The sequence below is a fragment of the Rhizobium sp. P40RR-XXII genome, from assembly GCF_012641405.1.
Classification (GTDB): domain Bacteria; phylum Pseudomonadota; class Alphaproteobacteria; order Rhizobiales; family Rhizobiaceae; genus Rhizobium.
The window spans coordinates 482,553-503,579 of sequence record NZ_JABAII010000002.1 but is presented as its reverse complement, the minus strand read 5'-3'; the positions used below and the strand labels follow the sequence as shown (position 1 = coordinate 503,579).

Annotated in this window: 18 protein-coding genes; 16 read left to right on the top strand and 2 right to left on the bottom strand. The window is 59.3% G+C overall.

What is annotated here, in order from left to right; translation table 11 throughout:
- Positions 1-129 precede the first annotated feature (129 nt).
- The 13 genes from rpsB (at position 130) to lpxB (ending at position 14,050) form a co-directional block, all read left to right on the top strand.
- Positions 130-897, top strand: coding sequence for a 30S ribosomal protein S2 (rpsB, locus tag HGP16_RS05725; protein ID WP_168839035.1), 768 nt, complete (start codon positions 130-132; stop codon positions 895-897).
- A gap of 375 nt (positions 898-1,272) precedes the next feature.
- Positions 1,273-2,199 (top strand): translation elongation factor Ts, encoded by a 927-nt coding sequence (tsf, locus tag HGP16_RS05720; RefSeq protein ID WP_168839034.1) that lies wholly within the window; start codon positions 1,273-1,275, stop codon positions 2,197-2,199.
- A 136-nt stretch (positions 2,200-2,335) separates the two neighbouring features.
- Entirely contained in the window at positions 2,336-3,055 is a 720-nt protein-coding gene (gene pyrH, locus HGP16_RS05715) for a UMP kinase (RefSeq protein WP_168839033.1), read from the top strand.
- A 55-nt stretch (positions 3,056-3,110) separates the two neighbouring features.
- Entirely contained in the window at positions 3,111-3,671 is a 561-nt protein-coding gene (frr, locus tag HGP16_RS05710; RefSeq protein WP_168839032.1) for a ribosome recycling factor, read from the top strand.
- 109 nt (positions 3,672-3,780) lie between these two features.
- A complete protein-coding gene (locus tag HGP16_RS05705) occupies positions 3,781-4,527 on the top strand; it encodes an isoprenyl transferase (RefSeq protein WP_168839031.1) in 747 nt (248 codons plus the stop codon).
- Positions 4,527-5,360 (top strand): phosphatidate cytidylyltransferase, encoded by an 834-nt coding sequence (locus HGP16_RS05700; RefSeq protein ID WP_168839030.1) that lies wholly within the window; start codon positions 4,527-4,529, stop codon positions 5,358-5,360. Before HGP16_RS05705 ends, HGP16_RS05700 begins: the two co-directional genes overlap by 1 nt.
- 24 nt (positions 5,361-5,384) lie before the next feature.
- Positions 5,385-7,058 carry an RIP metalloprotease RseP gene (gene rseP / locus HGP16_RS34655; protein WP_168839029.1) on the top strand — a complete coding sequence of 558 codons (1,674 nt, stop codon included), beginning with the start codon at positions 5,385-5,387 and terminating at the stop codon, positions 7,056-7,058.
- 200 nt (positions 7,059-7,258) lie between these two features.
- The gene (bamA, locus tag HGP16_RS05690) at positions 7,259-9,592 is read left to right on the top strand and encodes an outer membrane protein assembly factor BamA (RefSeq protein ID WP_168839028.1); all 2,334 of its coding nucleotides are present in this window, start codon (positions 7,259-7,261) and stop codon (positions 9,590-9,592) included.
- Between the two features lie 51 nt (positions 9,593-9,643).
- Positions 9,644-10,711 carry a UDP-3-O-(3-hydroxymyristoyl)glucosamine N-acyltransferase gene (lpxD, locus tag HGP16_RS05685; protein ID WP_168839027.1) on the top strand — a complete coding sequence of 356 codons (1,068 nt, stop codon included), beginning with the start codon at positions 9,644-9,646 and terminating at the stop codon, positions 10,709-10,711.
- Positions 10,704-11,177, top strand: coding sequence for a 3-hydroxyacyl-ACP dehydratase FabZ (fabZ, locus tag HGP16_RS05680; RefSeq protein WP_149637607.1), 474 nt, complete (start codon positions 10,704-10,706; stop codon positions 11,175-11,177). Before lpxD ends, fabZ begins: the two co-directional genes overlap by 8 nt.
- The gene (gene lpxA, locus HGP16_RS05675) at positions 11,174-11,989 is read left to right on the top strand and encodes an acyl-ACP--UDP-N-acetylglucosamine O-acyltransferase (RefSeq protein WP_168839026.1); all 816 of its coding nucleotides are present in this window, start codon (positions 11,174-11,176) and stop codon (positions 11,987-11,989) included. The genes fabZ and lpxA overlap by 4 nt, the downstream gene beginning before the upstream one ends.
- 1 nt (position 11,990) lies before the next feature.
- Positions 11,991-12,872, top strand: a complete 882-nt coding sequence (locus HGP16_RS05670; protein ID WP_168839025.1) for an LpxI family protein — start codon at positions 11,991-11,993, stop codon at positions 12,870-12,872.
- Positions 12,869-14,050 carry a lipid-A-disaccharide synthase gene (gene lpxB, locus HGP16_RS05665; protein WP_168839024.1) on the top strand — a complete coding sequence of 394 codons (1,182 nt, stop codon included), beginning with the start codon at positions 12,869-12,871 and terminating at the stop codon, positions 14,048-14,050. The genes HGP16_RS05670 and lpxB overlap by 4 nt, the downstream gene beginning before the upstream one ends.
- Positions 14,051-14,077: 27 nt before the next feature.
- Here lpxB and gltA read toward each other — a convergent pair whose 3' ends face one another.
- Positions 14,078-15,367 carry a citrate synthase gene (gltA, locus tag HGP16_RS05660; RefSeq protein WP_168839023.1) on the bottom strand — a complete coding sequence of 430 codons (1,290 nt, stop codon included), beginning with the start codon at positions 15,365-15,367 and terminating at the stop codon, positions 14,078-14,080.
- Positions 15,368-15,648: 281 nt separating this feature from the next.
- Here gltA and HGP16_RS05655 point away from each other — a divergent pair, with 281 nt between their 5' ends.
- Entirely contained in the window at positions 15,649-18,144 is a 2,496-nt protein-coding gene (locus HGP16_RS05655; protein ID WP_409526810.1) for a ComEC/Rec2 family competence protein, read from the top strand.
- Here the strand turns inward: HGP16_RS05655 and lexA are convergent.
- On the bottom strand, positions 18,125-18,847 hold the full coding sequence (lexA, locus tag HGP16_RS05650; RefSeq protein WP_168839022.1) for a transcriptional repressor LexA: 723 nt from the start codon (positions 18,845-18,847) through the stop codon (positions 18,125-18,127). The two genes, HGP16_RS05655 and lexA, sit on opposite strands and share 20 nt — an antisense overlap.
- A gap of 398 nt (positions 18,848-19,245) precedes the next feature.
- Between lexA and HGP16_RS05645 the strand changes: the two genes are divergently transcribed.
- Positions 19,246-20,133 (top strand): VOC family protein, encoded by an 888-nt coding sequence (locus HGP16_RS05645; protein ID WP_168839021.1) that lies wholly within the window; start codon positions 19,246-19,248, stop codon positions 20,131-20,133.
- Positions 20,130-20,969: a 3-deoxy-8-phosphooctulonate synthase gene (gene kdsA, locus HGP16_RS05640; protein ID WP_168839020.1), complete on the top strand. Its 840-nt coding sequence runs from the start codon at positions 20,130-20,132 to the stop codon at positions 20,967-20,969. Before HGP16_RS05645 ends, kdsA begins: the two co-directional genes overlap by 4 nt.
- The last annotated feature ends 58 nt before the right edge of the window (positions 20,970-21,027 follow it).

The window sequence follows — 21,027 nt, the reverse complement described above, 5'->3', positions numbered from 1 at the left end:
TGGGCACCGGCATTCCACACGTAAGGCATGGGATTGTCCGGGAGAAATCCGGATTGTTCCGCCCGGTGGCATTCTCGAAGAGGGTGCTGTTCGCCTTGCGGAGGTTCAACCGGAAAAGGATACAAAGGCATGGCATTGCCCGATTTTTCTATGCGCCAGCTTCTCGAAGCAGGTGTTCACTTCGGCCACCAGACGCATCGCTGGAACCCGAAGATGAAGCCGTACATTTTTGGCGATCGTAACAACATCCACATCATCGACCTCGCCCAGACGGTTCCGATGCTGAGCCGCGCCCTGCAGGTTGTCAGCGACACCGTTGCTCGCGGCGGCCGCGTCCTGTTCGTCGGCACCAAGCGTCAGGCGTCCGAACTGATCGCCGACAGCGCAAAGCGTTCGGCTCAGTACTACGTCAACGCCCGCTGGCTCGGCGGCATGATGACCAACTGGAAGACGATCTCCAATTCGATCCAGCGTCTGCGCAAGCTCGACGAAATCCTCTCCGGCGAAGCCCAGGGCTTCACCAAGAAGGAGCGTCTGAACCTTGAGCGCGAGCGCGAAAAGCTCGACAAGGCCCTCGGCGGTATCAAGGACATGGGCGGCACGCCGGACCTGATGTTCATCATCGACACCAACAAGGAAAAGATCGCGATCGACGAAGCCAAGCGCCTCGGCATCCCGGTCGTCGCCATCATCGACTCGAACTGCGATCCGGACCTGATCGACTATCCGATCCCGGGCAACGACGACGCTTCGCGCGCCATCGCTCTCTACTGCGACCTGATCGCGCGCGCTGCCATCGACGGCATCGCCCGTCAGCAGGGTGCATCCGGTCGTGACCTCGGCGCTTCCGAGGAAGCTCCGATCGAGCCGACCCTGGCGGACGGCACCGAAGCCTGATCGCGCCCAGAGGCGGGCAGAAGATTGCCCGCCCACGCGCATTGACATCCGGGATAAGGCCGTTTGCGACTTCAAGAAGTTCGAGCGGCCTTATCGCGTTTTGCAAAGGCCTTGCCTACTGCATAATTCCTTAAATCGGAATCGATTTAAGGGTAAAATTATGCAGCGGATTTAAGTGCTACAGCGACCTTTGCGCGTCACTTGTGACGCACGGCGCTGTAGGCGGTAAATCCAGGCATGTTCCAATCAAGAATTCCACAGTATGACGCGGCTTCATAACGCTGTCATACTTACGGGTACATTTCGTCCCTCAAATCGGTGCCGCTTCGGCTCAAAACCGCATGCCGCACCGTATGAACCGACAAGAGGAAGCTTATGACCGAGATTACGGCTGCACTGGTGAAGGAACTGCGCGAAAAGTCTGGCGCAGGCATGATGGACTGCAAGAAGGCGCTGACCGAAACCAACGGCGATATCGAAGCTGCGATCGACTGGCTGCGCGCCAAGGGCATCTCCAAGGCCGACAAGAAGTCCGGCCGTACCGCCGCTGAAGGCTTGGTCGCCATTGCCGGCGCCGGTCACAAGGCCGTTGTCGTCGAGCTCAATTCCGAAACCGACTTCGTTGCCCGTAACGATGCCTTCCAGGACCTCGCTCGCGGCATCGCCGAAGTTGCGCTGTCCACCAACGGCACGGTCGAAGCCATTTCGGCTGCGACCTATCCGGCATCCGGCAAGCCGGTCGCCGACACCATCAAGGATGCGATTGCAACCATCGGCGAGAACATGACGCTTCGTCGTGCGGCCAAGCTGGAAGTCGAGCACGGCGTCGTGGCGACCTACATCCACAACGCTGCCGGCGACGGTATCGGCAAGCTCGGCGTTCTGGTCGCCCTGAAGTCGGTCGGTGACAAGGCCGTTCTGACGTCGATCGGCCGCCAGGTCGCCATGCACATTGCTGCCACCAACCCGCTGGCTATCCGCGCCGAAGAAGTCGATGCCGCGGTCGCCGAGCGCGAACGCAACGTCTTCATCGAGCAGTCCCGCGAATCCGGCAAGCCCGAAGCCATCATCGAAAAGATGGTGGAAGGCCGCATGCGCAAGTTCTTCGAGGAAGTCGCTCTTCTCTCGCAGGCTTTCGTCATCAACCCGGACCTGACTGTCGCTGCTGCCATCAAGGAAGCCGAAAAGACCGCCGGCGCCCCGATCGAAATCACCGGCATGGCCCGTCTGCTCCTCGGCGAAGGCGTCGAGAAGGAAGAGACCGACTTCGCTGCCGAAGTTGCGGCTGTCGCCAAGGGCTGATCGGCAAAAAGAAATCATATCCCGGATTGGTGAAACCATATCAGGGAAAACATCAGGGCATCGCGTGACAACGCGGTGCCCTTCGTGTATCCGGCTTGCACAATCATTCCCCCGGTGATCACTTCAAGGAGCTACGATGTCCCAGCCGATCTACAAGCGCGTGTTGCTCAAGGCCTCTGGTGAAGCTCTGATGGGCAGTCAGGGCTTCGGTATCGACGTGACCGTCTCCGACCGGATTGCATCCGACATCGCGGAAGCGCGTGCAATGGGCGTTGAAGTCGGCGTCGTCGTCGGTGGTGGCAATATCTTCCGCGGCGTCGCCGTGGCTTCCAAGGGTGGCGACCGCGTGACCGGCGACCACATGGGCATGCTCGGCACCATTATCAACGCGCTGGCTCTGGCGACCTCGCTGCGCAAGCTCGATATCGACACCGTCGTGCTCTCGGCCATCTCCATGCCGGAAATCTGCGAAAGCTTCTCGCAGCGCGCCACGCTTTATCATCTCTCGCTCGGTCGCGTGGTGATCTTTGCCGGCGGCACCGGCAATCCATTCTTTACGACAGATTCCGCGGCCGCGCTGCGAGCGGCCGAGATGGGCGCGGAAGCGATCTTCAAGGGCACGCAGGTCGACGGCATCTATTCCGCCGATCCGAAGAAATTCCCCGATGCCGAGCGCTTCGACCATCTGACGCACAGCCAGGTGCTCGAAAAAGGACTGGCCGTCATGGATGTGGCCGCCGTGGCGCTTGCTCGCGAAAACTCCATTCCGATCGTCGTCTTCTCCATTCACGAGAAGGGCGGTTTCGCTGAAATCTTGACCGGCGGCGGCCGCAAGACCATCGTATCAGATAATTGACGTTCCTGTGACGCCGGGCATGCCCGGTGTCGCCATATCAGACGGGAGTATAAACATGAGTGAAGGCAACGACCTCAAGGAATTGAAGCGCCGCATGGACGGCGCCATCGCGGCATTCAAGAGCGATATCGCCTCTCTGCGGACCGGACGTGCATCCGCCAACATCCTGGATCCGGTTGTGATCGAAGCCTATGGTTCGCGCATGCCGCTGAACCAGGTTGCCAACATTACCGTGCCGGAATCGCGCATGCTGACGGTTTCGGTGTGGGACAAGTCGATGGTCGGTGCCGTGGAGCGCGCCATCCGTGAATCCAATCTTGGCCTCAACCCCATCGTCGACGGCCAGAACCTGCGCATCCCGCTGCCGGAGCTCAACGAAGAGCGGCGCCGGTCGCTGGTAAAGGTCGCCCATGAATACGCGGAAAAGGCGAAGGTGGCGATTCGCCATGTCCGCCGCGACGGCATGGATGGTCTCAAAAAGGCCGAAAAAGATGGTGTACTCGGCCAGGACGAGAGCCGTTCTCTCTCCGAACGTGTGCAGAAAATGACGGATGAGACGATTTCGGAAGTCGACCGCTTGCTAGCCGACAAAGAAAAGGAAATCATGCAGGTCTGATCGCACGCTGGGGAGATGTCGCGCTTTTGATTTGGCAATATTGAAAGCGGTGGCCGCGCCCTAGATTACGAGACCAGAGCGTATTTCCGCCGAACGAAACCGGATCCATATGTCAGCTCCCACGTTCTCTGTCGTACCCGAACACGTTGCCATTATCATGGATGGCAACGGTCGCTGGGCCAATGCGCGCGGTCTGCCGCGCACCATGGGCCACCGCAAGGGCGTGGAGGCGGTCAGGGAAACGGTTCGGGCCGCCGGCGATATCGGCATCAAATACCTGACGCTGTTTGCCTTTTCCTCGGAGAACTGGCGCCGCCCCGAGACTGAGGTGAGCGATTTGCTGGGCCTGCTCAAGGCCTTCATCCGAAGGGACCTCGCCGAGCTTCATCGGCAGAACGTCCGGATTCGCGTCATCGGCGATCGCAGTAACCTGCGCGGCGACATTCTGCCCCTGTTGATCGAGGCGGAGGAAACCACCAGGAACAATACGGCCCTGACGCTGGTGATCGCCTTCAATTATGGCTCGCGCGATGAAATCACGCGCGCCTTCGCGAGCCTTGCAAAAGATGTCGAGGCTGGGCGGCTGCGCCCCCAGGACATCAGCCCTGAACTGGTCGATGCCCGCCTCGACACCGCCGGAATTCCAGATCCCGACCTCATTATCCGCACGAGCGGCGAGGAACGGCTTTCGAATTTCCTGCTGTGGCAGGCCGCCTATTCCGAATTCATGTTCGTGCCGGACTATTGGCCCGATTTCAGCCGCGATCTCTTCTTCTCCGCGCTGGAAAGATATGCAGCGCGCGACCGGCGCTTTGGCGGCCTTTCCGCCAAGCCGGCGGCCGCCGTGGGGTCCTGATGAGCCGCGAACTCAGGCTGCGCATTATTTCAGGCATCCTTCTCGCCGTCATCGTCCTTGCCGCCACTTGGTATGGCGGCTTGAGCTTTCGTCTTCTGGCGGCCGCGATCGGTCTGCTCGTCTACTATGAATGGTCGACGATAGCGGATCTGCATGGCCGAGATCCCCAGGGAAATGCGCTGGGCTGGCTTGGTCTCGTGCTGATGGCCGGCGCGACGATCCTGGGCGAATCCGTCTACTCCATCGAAGTTCTGGCGGTCTTCGTCATCGTCACGGCGATCATGGTCGGGATTCGCGCCAGAAGCTGGTGGCTGCCTGGCGGCATATTCTATTCCGGACTGACGACGATTGCGCTTTCGGAGATTCGCGATGACGATCTGCGCGGCTTCGTCGTAATGCTGTTCATTTTCGCCACCGTGTGGGCAACGGATATCCTCGCCTATTTCGTCGGGCGCGCCATCGGTGGGTCGAAACTGGCCCCGCGGATATCGCCGGGCAAGACATGGTCGGGCGCGATCGGCGGTGCCATTGCGGCCGTCGTGGCTGGAACTGCGGTCGTCTGGAGCTTCTTTTCCGCCGATGAGCTGCGGATTCCCATCCTTGCCCTGGTGCTTTCCGTATGCAGCCAGATCGGCGATTTGTTCGAGTCGTTCGTCAAGCGCAAGTTTGGTGTGAAAGACTCCAGCCATCTGATTCCCGGCCATGGCGGCGTCATGGATCGGGTCGATGGACTAATTTTTGCTTGTTTTGCGGCGTTTTTGTTGGCTATCGTAATGTCGCTGACAATGAGCGGCGAGACCTTTTCGTTGGGCGGCGTTCTGCTCGGGGTCTGAAATTAACACGAACAGGATCGTTGCATGGGTAGCGCGGCTAGCTTCATTGGTTTCTTGACGAACAACGTCATCACGTTTGTTTTCGTCCTGTCGCTGCTCGTCTTCGTGCATGAGATGGGCCACTATCTGATCGGCCGCTGGTCCGGTATCCGCATCATGGCCTTCTCGATCGGCTTTGGCCCGGAGATCGCCGGATTTACCGATCGGCACGGCACGCGCTGGAAACTTTCGCTCATCCCGCTCGGCGGCTACGTGCGCTTCTTCGGCGACGAGGACGCCTCCAGCAAGGTCGACGTGGATCAGCTTTCAGCCATGACGGAGGAGGAGCGGGCACAGTCCTTTGCCGGTGCCAAGCTCTGGAAGCGGGCGGCCACGGTTGCGGCCGGCCCGATTGCCAATTTCCTTCTCGCCATTGCGATCTTCGCCGTCCTTTTCGGTATCTATGGCCGTACGGTCGCCGATCCGGTGGTTGCCATGGTGACGCGTGACGGAGCTGCCGCCGAGGCAGGCATCGAGCCAGGCGACCGCCTTGTTGCCATCGACGGCAACAAGGTGGCGACCTTCGATGAAGTGCAACGCTATGTCGGTCTTCGCCCGGGCCGTACCATCGTTCTGACGGTCGAGCGCGACGGCCAGAATCGCGATTTCCGGATCGTGCCTAAGCTCGTGGAAGATACGGATCAGTTCGGCAACAAGATGGAAATGGGCCGCATCGGCATTGCGCTCGTCGATCCGGTGGTGACGGCGGTTGAGCCGGTAGGTCCGGCCGCCAGGGCTGGCTTGCAGGCCGGCGATCGGCTGATTGCGGTCGACGGCCACAACGTCGCGACCTATTACGATATCGGTCGCTACGTGGCCGACCGTCCCGGCAAGAGCATCGTGCTGACCACACAGCGCAACGGTGCAATCCGCGATATCCCGATCATGCCCGAAACGCTTGTCGATACCGATGCGTCTGGCAACAAGAAGGATATCGGCAGCATCGGAATCGCACCGATCGATCCGATCGTTGCCTCGATCGGTTCCGACAGCCCCGCCCAGATGGCCGGCCTGGAACCAGGCGATCGCATTCTTTCTGTGGATGGACGGGACATCGGCTCCGTCGGCGAAGTGCAGCGTTATGCAGCGGCTCATGCCGACAAGCCCATGGCGCTGACGGTCAAGCGCGACGGTCAGACACGCGATCTGACGGTGACGCCCAGGAAGTCGGAAGAGACCGATGCCTTTGGCGCCCGGACGGAGATCGCCACCATCGGCATCACCGACGGCCAAAAGCCGATCAAGCTGCGCTATGAGGCCTATGGGCCACTCCAGGCGCTTGCCGAGGGTGTGAAGCAGACCGGCAGCATCGTTTCCGGCACTTTCGAATATATCGGCAATGTCATTGGCGGCTATATGAAGGCCGATCAGCTTGGAGGCCCGATCAGGGTTGCGCAACTTTCGGGGCAAATGGCAACTTTAGGCTTTGCTGCGGTGCTCCAATTCGCCGCCATACTTTCTGTTTCAATAGGGTTATTAAATTTGATGCCGGTGCCGGTACTTGATGGCGGCCATCTGATGTTCTATGCGATTGAAGCCGTAAGGGGAAAACCCCTGGGTGCAAGGGCGCAGGATATCGCTTTCCGGATCGGATTTGCGATGGTGCTCTCACTCATGGTGTTTGCGACCTGGAACGACATCAGTTCCAGAATAGGCTAGCGGAGCTGCGACGAGAGGAAATTACGATTTATTTACGATGTTTCAAAGCTGTAGTGGCGAATGAGCCACGCTTTGAAATGAAGTAAACAGAAATTAACGTGCTCCCTTGCTTGTATGTCAAAAGCGGGTAAAACGACACACGTGGCCGGAATCGGGTTCGCTCGAGGCTGGGGACGATTGAAAAAAGGTAAGAAGTGAAAATGAAGGCTGGTTCAAAATTTTTGAACGCAGTGTCGGCGGTAGCGCTGTCTGCTGGTGTTGTTGCGTCTGGTGCTGGTGTTCTCACACTTGCCTCTGCCTCGGTCGCGGAAGCGGCTGTCATTCAGCGCGTTGACGTTCGCGGTGCGGAACGTGTTGGCGCGACGGCAGTTCGCGACAATATCACGATCAAGCCCGGAAAGAGCTTCTCCCCCGGCGACATCGACACTTCGGTGAAGCAGCTCTATGCCACCGGATATTTTTCGGATGTCCACGTCACGGTTTCGGGCAGCACCCTGATCGTAACGGTCCAGGAAAACAAGCTCATCAACGCCGTGGTCTTCAACGGTAACCGCAAGATCAAGGACGACAAGCTTCAGGGCGTCATTCAGACCCATTCGGCTGGTCCGTACAACGAGGCTAGCGTTCAGGCTGACATCAAGACCATCAAGGACGCCTACGCTGCGATCGGTCGTAACGATGTCCAGGTGACGACGCAGACCGCGGAAGTCTCGCCGGGCCGCCTCAACGTCGCCTTCGTCATCAACGAAGGTGATCGCACCAAGATCGACAAGATCAATTTCTCGGGCAATCAGGCCTATGGCAGCGGCCGTCTGGCTTCGGTGATCAGCACCAAGAAGAGCAACTTCCTGTCATTCCTGACCCGTAAGGATGTCTACAGCCCTGAGCGCCAGCAGGCAGACCAGGATACGCTGCGTCAGTTCTACTACAATCACGGCTATGCCGATTTCCGCATCGTCAGCGCCGACGCGACGCTGAACGAGCAGAACAACGAATACACGCTGAACTTCAATGTGGACGAAGGTCCGCGTTACACCTATGGCGACATCAACGTGGTCTCGACGGTCGACGGCGTCAATGCCGACGAGCTGAAGGGTCTCATCATCACCCACAAGGGCGATGTCTATAGCGCCAAGGATATCCAGACCTCGATCGAGAACATTTCCAAGCGCGTGGCCTCCGCGGGCTATCCGTTCGCCCGCATCACGCCGCGTGGCAATCGCGATCTGTCCGGTCACACCATCGGTATCGAATATCTGGTCGACCAGGGCGAGCGCGCCTATGTCGAGCGGATCGAAATCCGCGGCAACACCCGTACGCGCGATTACGTCATCCGCCGCGAGTTCGACCTCAATGAAGGCGATGCCTTCAATCAGGAAATGATCACGCGCGCCAAGCGTCGCCTTGATGCGCTCGGCTATTTCACCAAGGTCGATATCTCGACGGCGCAGGGCAGTGCCCCGGATCGCGTGGTCGTTATCGTCAACGTCGAAGACCAGCCGACCGGCTCCTTTGGTATCGGCGCCGGTTACGCTGTCGGTAACAATGGCGGCCTGCTGCTCGAAGCTTCGGTCGAAGAAAAGAACTTCCTTGGTCGCGGCCAGTACATCCGTATTGCCGCAGGTGCCGGCACGGAAGGTAACCGTACCTATAACATCTCGTTCACCGAGCCTTACTTCCTCGGTTATCGTCTTGCCGCCGGCTTCGATATTTTCAAGAACCAGACGTCGAGCGATGATTATTACGATTACTCGGAAGAAGGCTTCTCGCTGCGCGTCACCGCGCCGATCACCGAGAACTTCGCGACGACCCTGCGCTATAACTATAAGCGCTTGACCTACGACGGCACGAATAATTGGCAGGACAATCTTTCTGCTCCGTATGTCAACCTCGTCGAGAACGGCCCTTGGACGCAGTCGACTATTTCGCAGACCTTCACCTACAATACGCTCGATGACCAAAACCTGCCGCGCGAAGGCATCATCGCCAAGTTCACGCATGAATATGCCGGTCTCGGTGGCGACTCCGACTTCTACAAGCTGAGCGGTAAGGCTCGTTACTACAAGATGATCAGCGACGAAGCCGATATCATCGGCTCGCTGACGGTCGGTGCCGGTTACGTGATGCCGACGGACGGCAAGCTGAACGTCTTCGATCAGTTCACGCTTGGTGGCCGTGAAATCCGCGGCTTCGAGAATGCCGGTATCGGCCCGCGTTCGTCGCATGGCGATCCGCTCGGTGGCACGACCTACTTCACGGCTTCGGCGGAAGCTAGCATGCCGATGCCGGGCGTACCGCAGGATATCGGTCTGCGTATTGCGGCCTTTGCCGATGCAGGTTCGCTCTACGGCAACAAGGCGAATCTCTTCGGCGATACGCTTCACAACGACAGCTCGATCCGCGCATCGCTCGGTGCCGGTTTGATCTGGTCGTCGCCGTTCGGTGTCATCCGCGTCGACTATGCCGTACCTGTTCTCAAGGAAGATTACGACAAGGTCGAGAATTTCCGGTTTGGCATCGCCAACCAGTTCTGATATCGGCAGTCCAGAACTTCGGGCTTAAACACCGTTCTGGAGCCGGTGCTTATGGAACATACTGGTTTTTTCCCGCCCCATGGTGGCGTCAGCTTAAAGCAACTGGCTGAGCATCTTGGGGCGGAACTTGCTGATGCGGCCTCTTCGGAGGTCGTCATCAGGTCGATCGCCCCCGTCTATCGGGCAGGCGAGGGTGATATTTGCTATATCCTTTCCCGAAAGAATCGCGCTGAGCTGGAGACCTGCAAGGCTTCCGCCATCATTTGCTTGCCGGCGCTGAAATCTTTCGTTCCCGATCATATTCCCGTGCTTCTGTCCAGGAAGCCGCATACGGATTTTGCGATCGTCGGAGGTTTGCTGCATCCGCAAGCCATGCGGCCGATCGCATTCGCGGCGAATCAGGGAACGATTTCACCGGCCGCTACTATCGATGCGACGGCGAAGCTGGAGGCCAATATTGGCGTCGAGCCGGGTGCTGTCATCGGGGCTGGCGCCGAGATCGGCGAGGGCACGTATATCGGTGCCAACGCCCTTATCGGGCCAGGCGTGAAAATCGGACGCAATTGTAGCATTGGCGGCGGTGCGAGCGTGCTCTGTGCCTACCTCGGCAATGGCGTCATCGTCCACAATGGTACGCGCATCGGCCAAGATGGTTTCGGTTATGCGCCAGGGCCTCGCGGCATGGTCAAGATCGTTCAGATCGGCCGCGTCATCATCCAGGACAATGTCGAGATCGGCGCCAATACGACGATCGACCGCGGCACCATGGATGACACCGTGATCGGCGAAGGCACCAAGATCGACAATCAGGTTCAGATCGGACATAACGTCCGCATTGGTCGGCATTGTGCTATCGTCAGCCAGGTCGGTATCGCCGGCAGCACGGTGATTGGAGATGGTGTCCAGATCGGCGGCCAGGCTGGCCTCAATGGCCACATCCACATCGGCGATGGCGTGCAGATCGGTGCCAAGAGCGGCGTGATGAACAGTATTCCGGCGGGAGAGCGTTATGCGGGCCTTCCAGCGCGGCCTCTATGGGATTTTCTAAGGGAATCGGCGGAGATCGCAAAGCGGTCAGGGGCCAGGGAAAAGAAAGACGGGAGTGCGGAGCATGACTGAGGAAGCCAAGGCGTCGTTGTCGTCGGCTGACGTTCTGGAAATTATGAAGCTGTTGCCGCATCGTTATCCCTTCCTGATGGTCGATAAGATCATCGAGATCGATAGCGACAATTCCGCGATCGGCATCAAGAACGTCACGGCCAACGAACCGCAGTTCACGGGGCATTTTCCCGGTTCTCCGATCATGCCGGGCGTGCTGCTCATCGAGGGCATGGCGCAGACAGCTGGCGCGATCTGCGCACGCAAGGACGGCATTGGCGGTAACCTCGTTTATTTCATGACGATCGATAACGCACGTTTCCGCAAGCCGGTCGTTCCCGGTGACCGCGTCGAGTTTCACGTCGTCAAGCAGAAGCAGCGCGGCACCATCTGGAAATTCCATTGCGACGCGAAGGTCGATGGCTCTCTGGTCGCCGAAGCCGATATCGGCGCGATGATTGTGAGGAAGGATCAGGACGAGGCATGAGCAGCATCGCTAAAAGCGCTCGCATTCACAAGCAGGCGGTCGTCGAAGATGGCGCAGTCATCGGCGAGAATGTAGTGGTCGGCCCGTTCTGCTATGTCGGTCCGAAAGTCGTACTCCATGATAATATTCACTTGCTCAACAATGCGGTCGTGACCGGCCGCACGACGATCGGTAAGGGAACGAAGATATTTCCGATGGCCGTTGTTGGCGGGGATCCGCAAAGCGTCCATCACGGCGGCGAAGAAACAACGCTCGATGTCGGCGAGAACTGCACGATCCGCGAGGGCGTGACGATCAATACCGGCACGGCCGATTACGGCGGCAAGACGATCATCGGCAACAACAATCTGTTCCTTGCCAATTCCCATGTCGCGCATGATTGCCGCGTCGGCAACAATGTCATCATGTCGAATAATGTCATGTTGGCGGGGCATGTGACCGTCGAGGATCGCGCCATCCTGGGTGGCGGCTGTGCCGTCCACCAGTTCACCCGCATCGGCCGGCAGGCCTTTATCGGGGGGCTTTCGGCTGCGAGTTACGACGTCATTCCCTACGGCATGTTGAATGGCAATCCGGGCGTTCTCTCGGGCCTTAATATTGTTGGCATGTCGCGTGCGGGTATAGAGCGCGCGGTCATTCACAGGGTTCGGCGCGCCTACAAGACCATCTTCGAGAATGAAGGCTCGATCCGCGACAACGCGGCTGCGATCCGCGACGAATATGCCGACTGCAAGGAAGTGGTCGAAATCCTCGATTTCATCGCAGCCGATAGCGACCGCGCTCTGTCGTCGCCCAATCGCGGCAAGAGCTGACGTGGTTTCGGCCGGCCAAAACGGCAAAGGCAGGCTGGCGATTATCGCAGGCAGCGGGCTTTTGCCGGTTTACGTCGCCGACGCCGCTCGCCAGGCCGGTGAAAATCCCGTCATTATTGCGTTGACGGACGAGGCGGATCGGGATTGGTCCGCCTTTGACCATGCCAATCTCGGTGTCGGCAATTTCGCGGGGCTGGAGGCGATGTTTCGTCGTCATGGCGTGGACCGCGTCGTCATGTCTGGCGGTGTCGCGCGCCGTCCGCCCTGGCGCGAGATCCATCCGACCTGGCGTGTGATCAAAGAATTGCCTCTGACTATCCGCACGCTTCTTTCCGGCGGCGACAATGCCGTGCTGCAAATGGTCATCCGCTTGATCGAAGCCGGCGGCGTTCAAGTCGTTGGAGCGCATGAGATCGCGCCCGATCTGCTGGCGACCACCGGACCGCTCGGCCGGCACTCGCCGTCCCCAGAGGATTTGCGCGATATCGCGCAAGGGGCGAAGGCCGCCGATGCGCTGGGGTTGCTGGATGTCGGCCAGGGTGCCGTCAGCGTGGGTGGGCGTGTCGTCGCGCTGGAAGGTGCCGAGGGCACGGACAAGATGATCGAGCGGGTTGCCGAACTGCGCGCGGCGGGGCGCATCTCGACGCGTCGGCGCGGCGTGCTCGTCAAACTCTGCAAGCCACAACAGGATGTCCGGGCCGACCTGCCGTCCATTGGGGTATCTACGGTGTCGAACGCCAAGAAGGCCGGTCTTGCCGGCGTTGCCATCGAAGCCGGCAGGGCGCTGATCCTCGACCGGCAGGCTGTCATCGCCGCCGCGGACGAGGCCGGTATTTTCGTCTGCGGCATCGACCGGGGCTTGAGCGCGGAGGGCTTCATGTGAGCAGTGCGCCTTTGAAGCTTGCCGTCGTCGCCGGCGAGGTTTCCGGCGATCTGCTGGGGGGCGATCTCGTTGCCGCACTGAAGCGGCGCTACGACGGCCCTGTCGAACTGGTGGGCGTCGGCGGCGAGGCATTGGAAGCGCAGGGCCTCCGCTCGCTCTTCGACTATTCCGAACTCTCGATCATGGGATTCATTCAGGTCATCAAGCGGTTGCCGAAGCTGCTTGCCCGCATCCGGCAAACGGCCGACGCCATTATTGCCGAAAAGCCCGATGTGCTTCTGATCATCGATAGCCCCGATTTCACCCATCGTGTCGCGAAGAGGGTGCGCAAGGCTCTGCCTGGTCTTCCGATCGTTAATTATGTGTGCCCCAGCGTCTGGGCGTGGAAGGAATATCGCGCGCAGAAGATGCTCGCCTACGTCGACCATGTGCTGGCCGTGCTGCCGTTCGAGCCCGCCGCAATGCAGCGTCTGGGCGGTCCGGCCACGACCTATGTCGGCCACCGCTTGACCGTGGACGCCGATTTGTTGGAGACGCGCCGCCAGCGTGCATTGCGCGGTCTTGCCGGCGCCGATGCGCAGAAAACAATCCTGTTGCTGCCCGGATCGCGTGCATCGGAGATCCGGCAGCTGCTTCCGGTTTTTGAGCGGGCTACCGAAGAACTTAGCCGGCGAAACGATAATATTCGTTTTCTGCTGCCAACCGTACCGCGGCAGGAGGCATTGGTGCGTTCTCTTGTCGGAAACTGGCAGGTAAAGCCAGATATTGTCGTTGGCCAGAATGCCAAATGGAGCGCTTTTGCTGAGGCTGATGCCGCCATGGCAGCCTCCGGCACCGTGATCCTCGAACTCGGGCTCGCCGGCGTCCCCGTGGTCTCGACCTACAAGACGGAATGGCTGGCGAAGTTCGTGCTGTCACGCATCAAGATATGGACGGCCGCCTTGCCGAACCTGATTGCCGATTACGCCGTTCTGCCCGAGCTTATCAACGATGTTCTGCGGCCAGGAATGCTCGCTCGCTATATGGAGCGCCTGGCGAACGACACGCCGGAACGTGCAGCCATGCTCGCGGGTTACGATCTCGTCTGGGAGCGAATGCAGACGGAGGAACCGCCCGGCGACAAGGCGGCGCAGGTTGTTCTGGACGTTCTAGCCCATAAAAAAACCGGTCATCCCTGACCGGTTTTTTCGTTTCAGTACCGAAGCTTAGCGCTTGGAAACAGGCACATATTCGCGCAGCGGAGCGCCGGTGTAGAGCTGGCGCGGACGGCCGATGCGCTGATGCGGATCCTCGATCATTTCGTTCCACTGAGCGATCCAGCCGACGGTGCGGGCGAGAGCGAACAAAACGGTGAACATGGTCGTGGGGAAGCCGAGAGCCTTCAGCGTGATGCCGGAGTAGAAGTCGACGTTCGGATAGAGCTTCTTCTCGATGAAGTACTCATCCGTCAGAGCGATGCGCTCCAGCTCGATTGCGATGTCGAGCAGCGGATCGTCCTTGATGCCGAGTTCGCCCAGAACCTCATGCGCCGTCTTCTGCATGATCTTGGCGCGTGGATCGTAGTTCTTGTAGACGCGGTGACCGAAGCCCATCAGGCGGAACGGATCGTTCTTGTCCTTGGCGCGGGCGATGAATTCCGGGATGCGATCGACCGTGCCGATCTCATTCAGCATGTTCAGCGCCGCTTCGTTGGCGCCGCCGTGAGCCGGACCCCAGAGGCAGGCAATGCCTGCGGCAATACAGGCGAACGGATTGGCACCCGAGGAGCCTGCGAGGCGGACCGTCGAGGTCGACGCATTCTGCTCATGGTCGGCATGCAGGATGAAGATGCGGTCCATGGCGCGGGCGAGCACCGGATTGACGACATAGTCTTCGCACGGAACAGCAAAGCACATGCGCAGGAAGTTAGACGCATAGTCGAGATCGTTCTTCGGGTAAACGAAGGGCTGGCCGATATGGTACTTGTAGGCCATGGCGGCGAGCGTCGGCATCTTGGCGATCATGCGAAGGCTTGCGACCATGCGCTGATGCGGATCGGTGATGTCGGTCGAGTCGTGATAGAAAGCGGAGAGCGCGCCGACGCAGCCGCACATGACGGCCATCGGATGCGCGTCGCGGCGGAAGCCGGTGAAGAAGCGCGACATCTGCTCGTGCACCATCGTGTGATGGGTCACGCGATAGTCGAAATCCTTCTTCTGTGCTGTCGTCGGCAGTTCGCCGTAAAGAAGAAGATAGCATACTTCGAGGAAGTCGCCGTGTTCGGCCAGCTGATCGATTGGATAGCCGCGATGCAGCAGAACGCCTTCGTCGCCATCGATATAGGTGATGCTGGACTCGCACGATGCGGTCGAGGTGAAGCCAGGATCGTAAGTGAAAGTGGAGGTGTTCTTATAAAGGGCACCAATATCAATGACACTTGGGCCGATGGTTCCGGTCATGACCGGCAGGTCCACCGTCTTTTCACCCCAAGTTAGTTTCGCGCTTTGTTCCGTCATGCTGATCCTCCAAGATTTGGCGGGATTGACGCCATAAAAAGCGCCAAAAGGTTAAGCGACTACCGACTAGCTATATGATCCAGAGCCTAATGCCAAGTTATCCGATTGCTGAATTGTGCATCGCGGTATCAACTTTTGGGCACTGCGGTAGCGCCACTAATCGTGCTGTACCGAGAAACCGGCTCAATTTCATCCCTATCATGCCGATTTCGGTTGAAATCACCTGATGGTGACGGCAAAAATCGCGCCAAAGCTGTGGTTTTGCGTGGGGGTGGCGGCGAGTGCCTAATTTGGAGGCAACGGAGCAGCGGGACGATGGCCGGGAAGTCGCTGCGCCTTCGCAGCTTCGTCCTGCCGTCGCGACGAATGTGCTTCGTGCCAAGGCACGACAAGGGGAGCGGACGCAGCATCTGGCGCCGCTGACCTCGCGTTTCCTCCTGATCGCGGGCCGCATTCGAGGCGGCATTGCCCGGCTGGTCGAGGAGGAAGCCGCACACGGCCGCGCCATCCTTTTCGCGCCGATCTATATGGGTCTCGGTGCGATCTTCTGGTTCGAAGCTGGCAGCGATCCGCCTCCGCAAGCCGTGCTGGCGGGCCTGTTTGTCTTTACCGCTAGCTTTGCGCTCCGGCGGGAAACGGGCAGGCTGTTTCGGCATCTGCTTTTCGCCGCCATGCTGATCTGCCTCGGCATGGCGCTGGCTCAATGGGAAAGCTGGCGGGCTTCCACTGTCATGCTCGACTCGGCCGTGACGACGACCGTCACGGGGAGGGTCGAGCGACGTGAATCCTATGACAATGGCGGCTGGCGCTATGTCGTCCGGGTCGCGGCAACGGAAAAGCCCACGATTCGCCGTTCGCCGGAACGGATCACGATCTTCGTACGCAAGCAGCTGAAGCCGTTTGACCTCGGCGATCGCATCCAGGGCAGGGCGCGCCTGACACCGCCGTCCGGGCCGGCTTTGCCTGACCTCAACGATTTCGCCTTCAGCTCTTACTTCAATGGCATTGGTGCGAACGGTTTCGCCTATGGCAGCCCGAACCTATTGCCTCCATCCGGTGATAACACCGCAAATTCGCTGCTGGATAAGGCCGATATCTGGCTTGCCGGCCTGCGCAACGGCATCGGCGACAGGATCAGGGAAACCCTGCCGGGAGATACGGGCGCCTTCGCTGCGGCGCTCGTCACCGATGAGAGACGTGCGATCTCCAAGGATACGACCGAGTCGCTGCGAATTGCCGGTCTTACCCATATTATTGCAATTTCGGGGCTGAACATGGCGCTATCGGCCGGCATCTTCTATGTCGGCCTGCGCTATCTGTTCAGCTTGTTTCCGGGAGTTGCGCAGGCCTGGCCGACCAAGAAATTCGCGGCTTTCGGCGCGCTTTTGACGGTAACGGCCTATTACCTCATTTCCGGCTTCGGCGTATCCGCCGAGCGTGCTTTCATCATGATGGCGATCATGCTGGTGGCCGTACTTTTCGATCGGCCCTCGCTCAGCCTTCGCAATGTCGCGCTATCCGCCATCGTCATCCTTGTTCTGTCGCCGTCGCAGGTGCTAGGCCCAAGCTTCCAGATGTCCTATGCCGCAACGCTGGCGCTGGTGTCGGGCTATTCGTTATGGAAACGACGGCGGCACCGCGAAAACATCCTCTCGCGGATCCGCCTGTTAAGCCCGCTGCTCTTCGTCTCGCGCTTCTTCGGCGGCGTATTGTCGACCTCGTTCATCGGCGGCGCATCGACGGCCATCTTCTCGATCGAGCATTTTCACCGGCTGGCGACATATGGTCTCGCCGCCAACCTCGCGGCCATGCCGGTGGTCTCCTTCATTGTCATGCCGTTCGGCATGGTGGCAATGCTGCTCATGCCCTTCGGCCTGGACGGGCCGTTTTGGAAGGTCACCGGCGAGGGACTGGAACTCGTCATCGTAATCGCCAAAACGGTGGCCGGTTGGGGAGGCGACATCACCTTCGGCCGCCAACCCGGCTGGCTAATGCCGACCTTCATTGCCGGCTTCCTGATCATGACCGTGTTGCGGACCCGGCTTCGCCATTTGGGGCTGCTGTTGGTGCTTTCATCCACCGGCGTGGCGGCATTCGACTCCGGCGTGCCGAAGCCGGATCTGATGATTTCGGAAGATGGGGTCCTGGTTGCGCTGCGACAGGACGATATACTCGCCACAAATCGCGAAAGGCCGCAGGCCTTCATTTTCGAACAATGGCAGAAGGCACTGGTCGCAACCGAACACCAGCCGCCCACTATTCTCCCCAGCGATAGCCGGCTTCCGCAGATCAGCAAGACCGATCGCCACAAGCGACTGAGCAGCGAAGAACATAAGGCAGTCCGTAAGGCAATGGAGGAAGCGCTGGACCGGACGATGCAGGGAAGTTTCGCCTGCCAGAAAGGCGCATGGTGCGCAGCCATGCTTGATAATGGCGCTATCCTGATCACCATAGAAAACGCAGCCTATTTGCCGTCCGCCTGCGACACGGCAAATATCGTCGTGACCCCGATCCGACTGCGGCTCGATCATTGCCGCTCCGGAGCGATACTCATAACCGGTGCGACATTGCGCAAAACCGGGTCCATCGAAATGGCGCTCACCGCCGATAAGCCCGTTATCTCTGCCGCTTTCGAAAACCCGCAGCGACCATGGACCAGACACCGAACCTATGATTGGCGCACCGGCAAATTCGGTACACCACCTGCGCAGGTATCACCCGTCAACGGTAATCCAACTGTTAGTGATAACTCATCCGTCAATGATAACGACGAATAAGCCCTACCAGCTTGCCTTGAACCTTGACGCGGTCTGGCCCGAAGATGCGGGTTTCATAGGCCGGATTGGCGGCTTCCAGCGCGATCGAGGCGCCCTTGCGGCGGAAGCGCTTCAGCGTTGCCTCTTCGTCGTCAACGAGCGCAACGACGATATCGCCGGGATTGGCTGTCGTCGAATTTCGGATGATGACCGTATCGCCATCGAAAATTCCGGCGTCGATCATCGAATCGCCCCTCACCTCCAGCGCATAATGCTCGCCGGAGCCGAGCATGTCGGCGGGAACGGTAATGTCATGTGTATTGTTCTGAATGGCGGAAATCGGAACGCCGGCAGCGATGCGCCCCATGACCGGTACCGATACCGAACTGTTGTGGTCGTCGTTTGCAACCTTTGCCGGGGCTGGCGGCGCGACCGGCTGGGGTTTGCCGAGACTGCCTTCGATAACACTCGGCGAAAAGCCGCGGCGTGGCTGCAGGCTCGAATTATAGGCGTCCGGCAGCTTGATGACTTCGAGCGCCCGCGCCCGATTCGGCAGGCGGCGGATGAAGCCACGTTCCTCGAGCGCCGTGATCAGACGGTGAATGCCGGATTTGGATGCCAGATCCAATGCGTCCTTCATCTCGTCGAAAGATGGCGGGACACCGGACTCCTTCATCCGCTCGTGAATGAAGAGAAGCAGTTCCTGCTGCTTGCGCGTCAACATCGTCTTGGAACCCCAAATCAAGAAAAATCGTGAAACAAATCCAGAACGGACACTATATGTTCCATATGTGTTCTGCAAGTGCTTAAATTTCAGTAAAGCTTCGCCGGGTCTGTCAAATAATTGCCGCTATCGCACGGATCGCTTGAAATTCCTCGGGAATTATATCCGCGCTAATTCATCGATAAATATGAGAAATGCCGCTTTGTTCGCTTTATGGACGCTTCACGTCAATCCCGCTCGGCGCATGTGCGGATGGAGACGACGACTGTCGCATAAGCCGGCTACAGTTGAGAATTAGTGCGCCCGCGTTCTTCTGCGCGTTCACGGCTTTGGCTTTGGTCTTGAATTGAGCATTGTATGGGCGCAAATCTGTTCTTGCGGGCAAACAAGGGAGGACCATGACTTTGTCACCGCATCCGTTGGATCATCTCGTGCTGCCGACCGTCAACATCGCTCTGGCGCGCGAGCGCCTGGGCAAGCTCGGCTTCACGGTGGCTCCGGATGCCCGCCATCCTTTCGGCACTGAAAATGCCTGTGTCTTCCTTGCCGATAAGACCTATCTCGAGCCTTTGGGCGTGGCATCGCAGGAGCAATGCGAGACGAGTATTGCCGATGGCAACGTCTTCGTCGCGCGTGACCAGGCTTATCGATTCCGCGTCGCCGAGGATGGATTTTCGGCCGTGGTTTTCGGCACCGACGATGCCGTCGACGACGACGAGCGTTTCAAGGCGGCCGCGATCTCGGCCGGGCGCATGCTTGATTTCTCGCGGCCGATGAAGATGCCGGACGGAACGGAAACCACGGCCGGCTTTCGTCTCGCATTTGCGGCGGATCTGCGCGCGCCGGATTTCCTGGCCTTCTGCTGTCAGCGTATCAATCCGCTGCCGGCCGATCGTGGCGCGCTCGAACGTCACGAAAACGGCGTGACCGGCATCGCGCGGGTGGCGCTTTCCGCGCTGACACCAGCGGTGTATCGCGGCTTTTTCGAAGAGATCGTTGGTGGTCCGCGAGTCCTCGAGCACTCCTTCGGCTTGACGATCAAGACGGCCAATGTCGATCTCGAACTTTTGTCGCCGGAAGGAATGGAGGCATTCTACGATTTGCCGGTTCATACCAGCGATCCCGGGCTGAGGGCGCGCGCAATCCTTTTCAAAACGCGCGATCTTTCCGTGACATCGTCGCATTTCGCTGCTAACGGCGTCACCTACACGCGTAAGAACAATCGTATACTGGCAAGGCTGGCGCCCGGACAGGGCGCATTGTTCGCCTTCGAGGAGATAGCATGAGCACGAATTCCGAAGTCACCGTCGGCGAGGGTGCCTCCAAGGTCCTCTTTTCCAACACCGCCAAGCTGTCGCTGATTGCCGGCCCCTGTCAGATGGAGAGCCGCGACCATGCATTCATGGTCGCCGGAGTCCTGAAGGAGCTCTGCGGCAAGCTCGGCATCGGCCTTGTCTACAAGTCCTCCTATGACAAGGCGAACCGGACCTCTCTGTCAGGCAAGCGCGGCATCGGTCTGGAAAAATCCATGGAAGTCTTTGCCGACCTCAAGAAGGAATACGGCTTTCCGGTTCTGACCGACATCCACACGGAAGAGCAATGCGCCGTCGTTGCCAAGACGGTCGATATCCTGCAGATCCCGGCTTTCCTGTCGCGCCAGACCGATCTGCTGGTTGCGGCCGCCAAGACCGGCCGTATTGTCAACGTCAAGAAGGGTCAGTTCCTCGCGCCCTGGGATATGAAGAACGTGCTTGCCAAGCTCAATGAAAGCGGCAATCCGAACATTCTTCTGTGCGAGCGCGGCGCCTCCTTCGGCTACAATACGCTGGTCTCCGACATGCGCTCGCTGCCGATCATGGCGGCTATGGGCGCGCCAGTGATCTTCGATGCGACCCATTCCGTGCAGCAACCCGGCGGGCAGGGCGGCTCTACCGGCGGTGACCGCCGATTCGTCGAGACGCTGGCGCGCGCCGCCGTTGCCGTCGGCGTGGCAGGTGTTTTTGTCGAGACGCATGAAGACCCGGACAATGCGCCCTCGGATGGCCCGAACATGGTTTATCTGAAGGACATGCCGCGGCTTCTGGAGAAGCTGCTGGCTTTTGATGCCGTGGCCAAGGCTTAAGAAATATCAGGCATTCAACAGGCTGACATGAATTTGCTTTACGCGGCCTGCAGGAGTG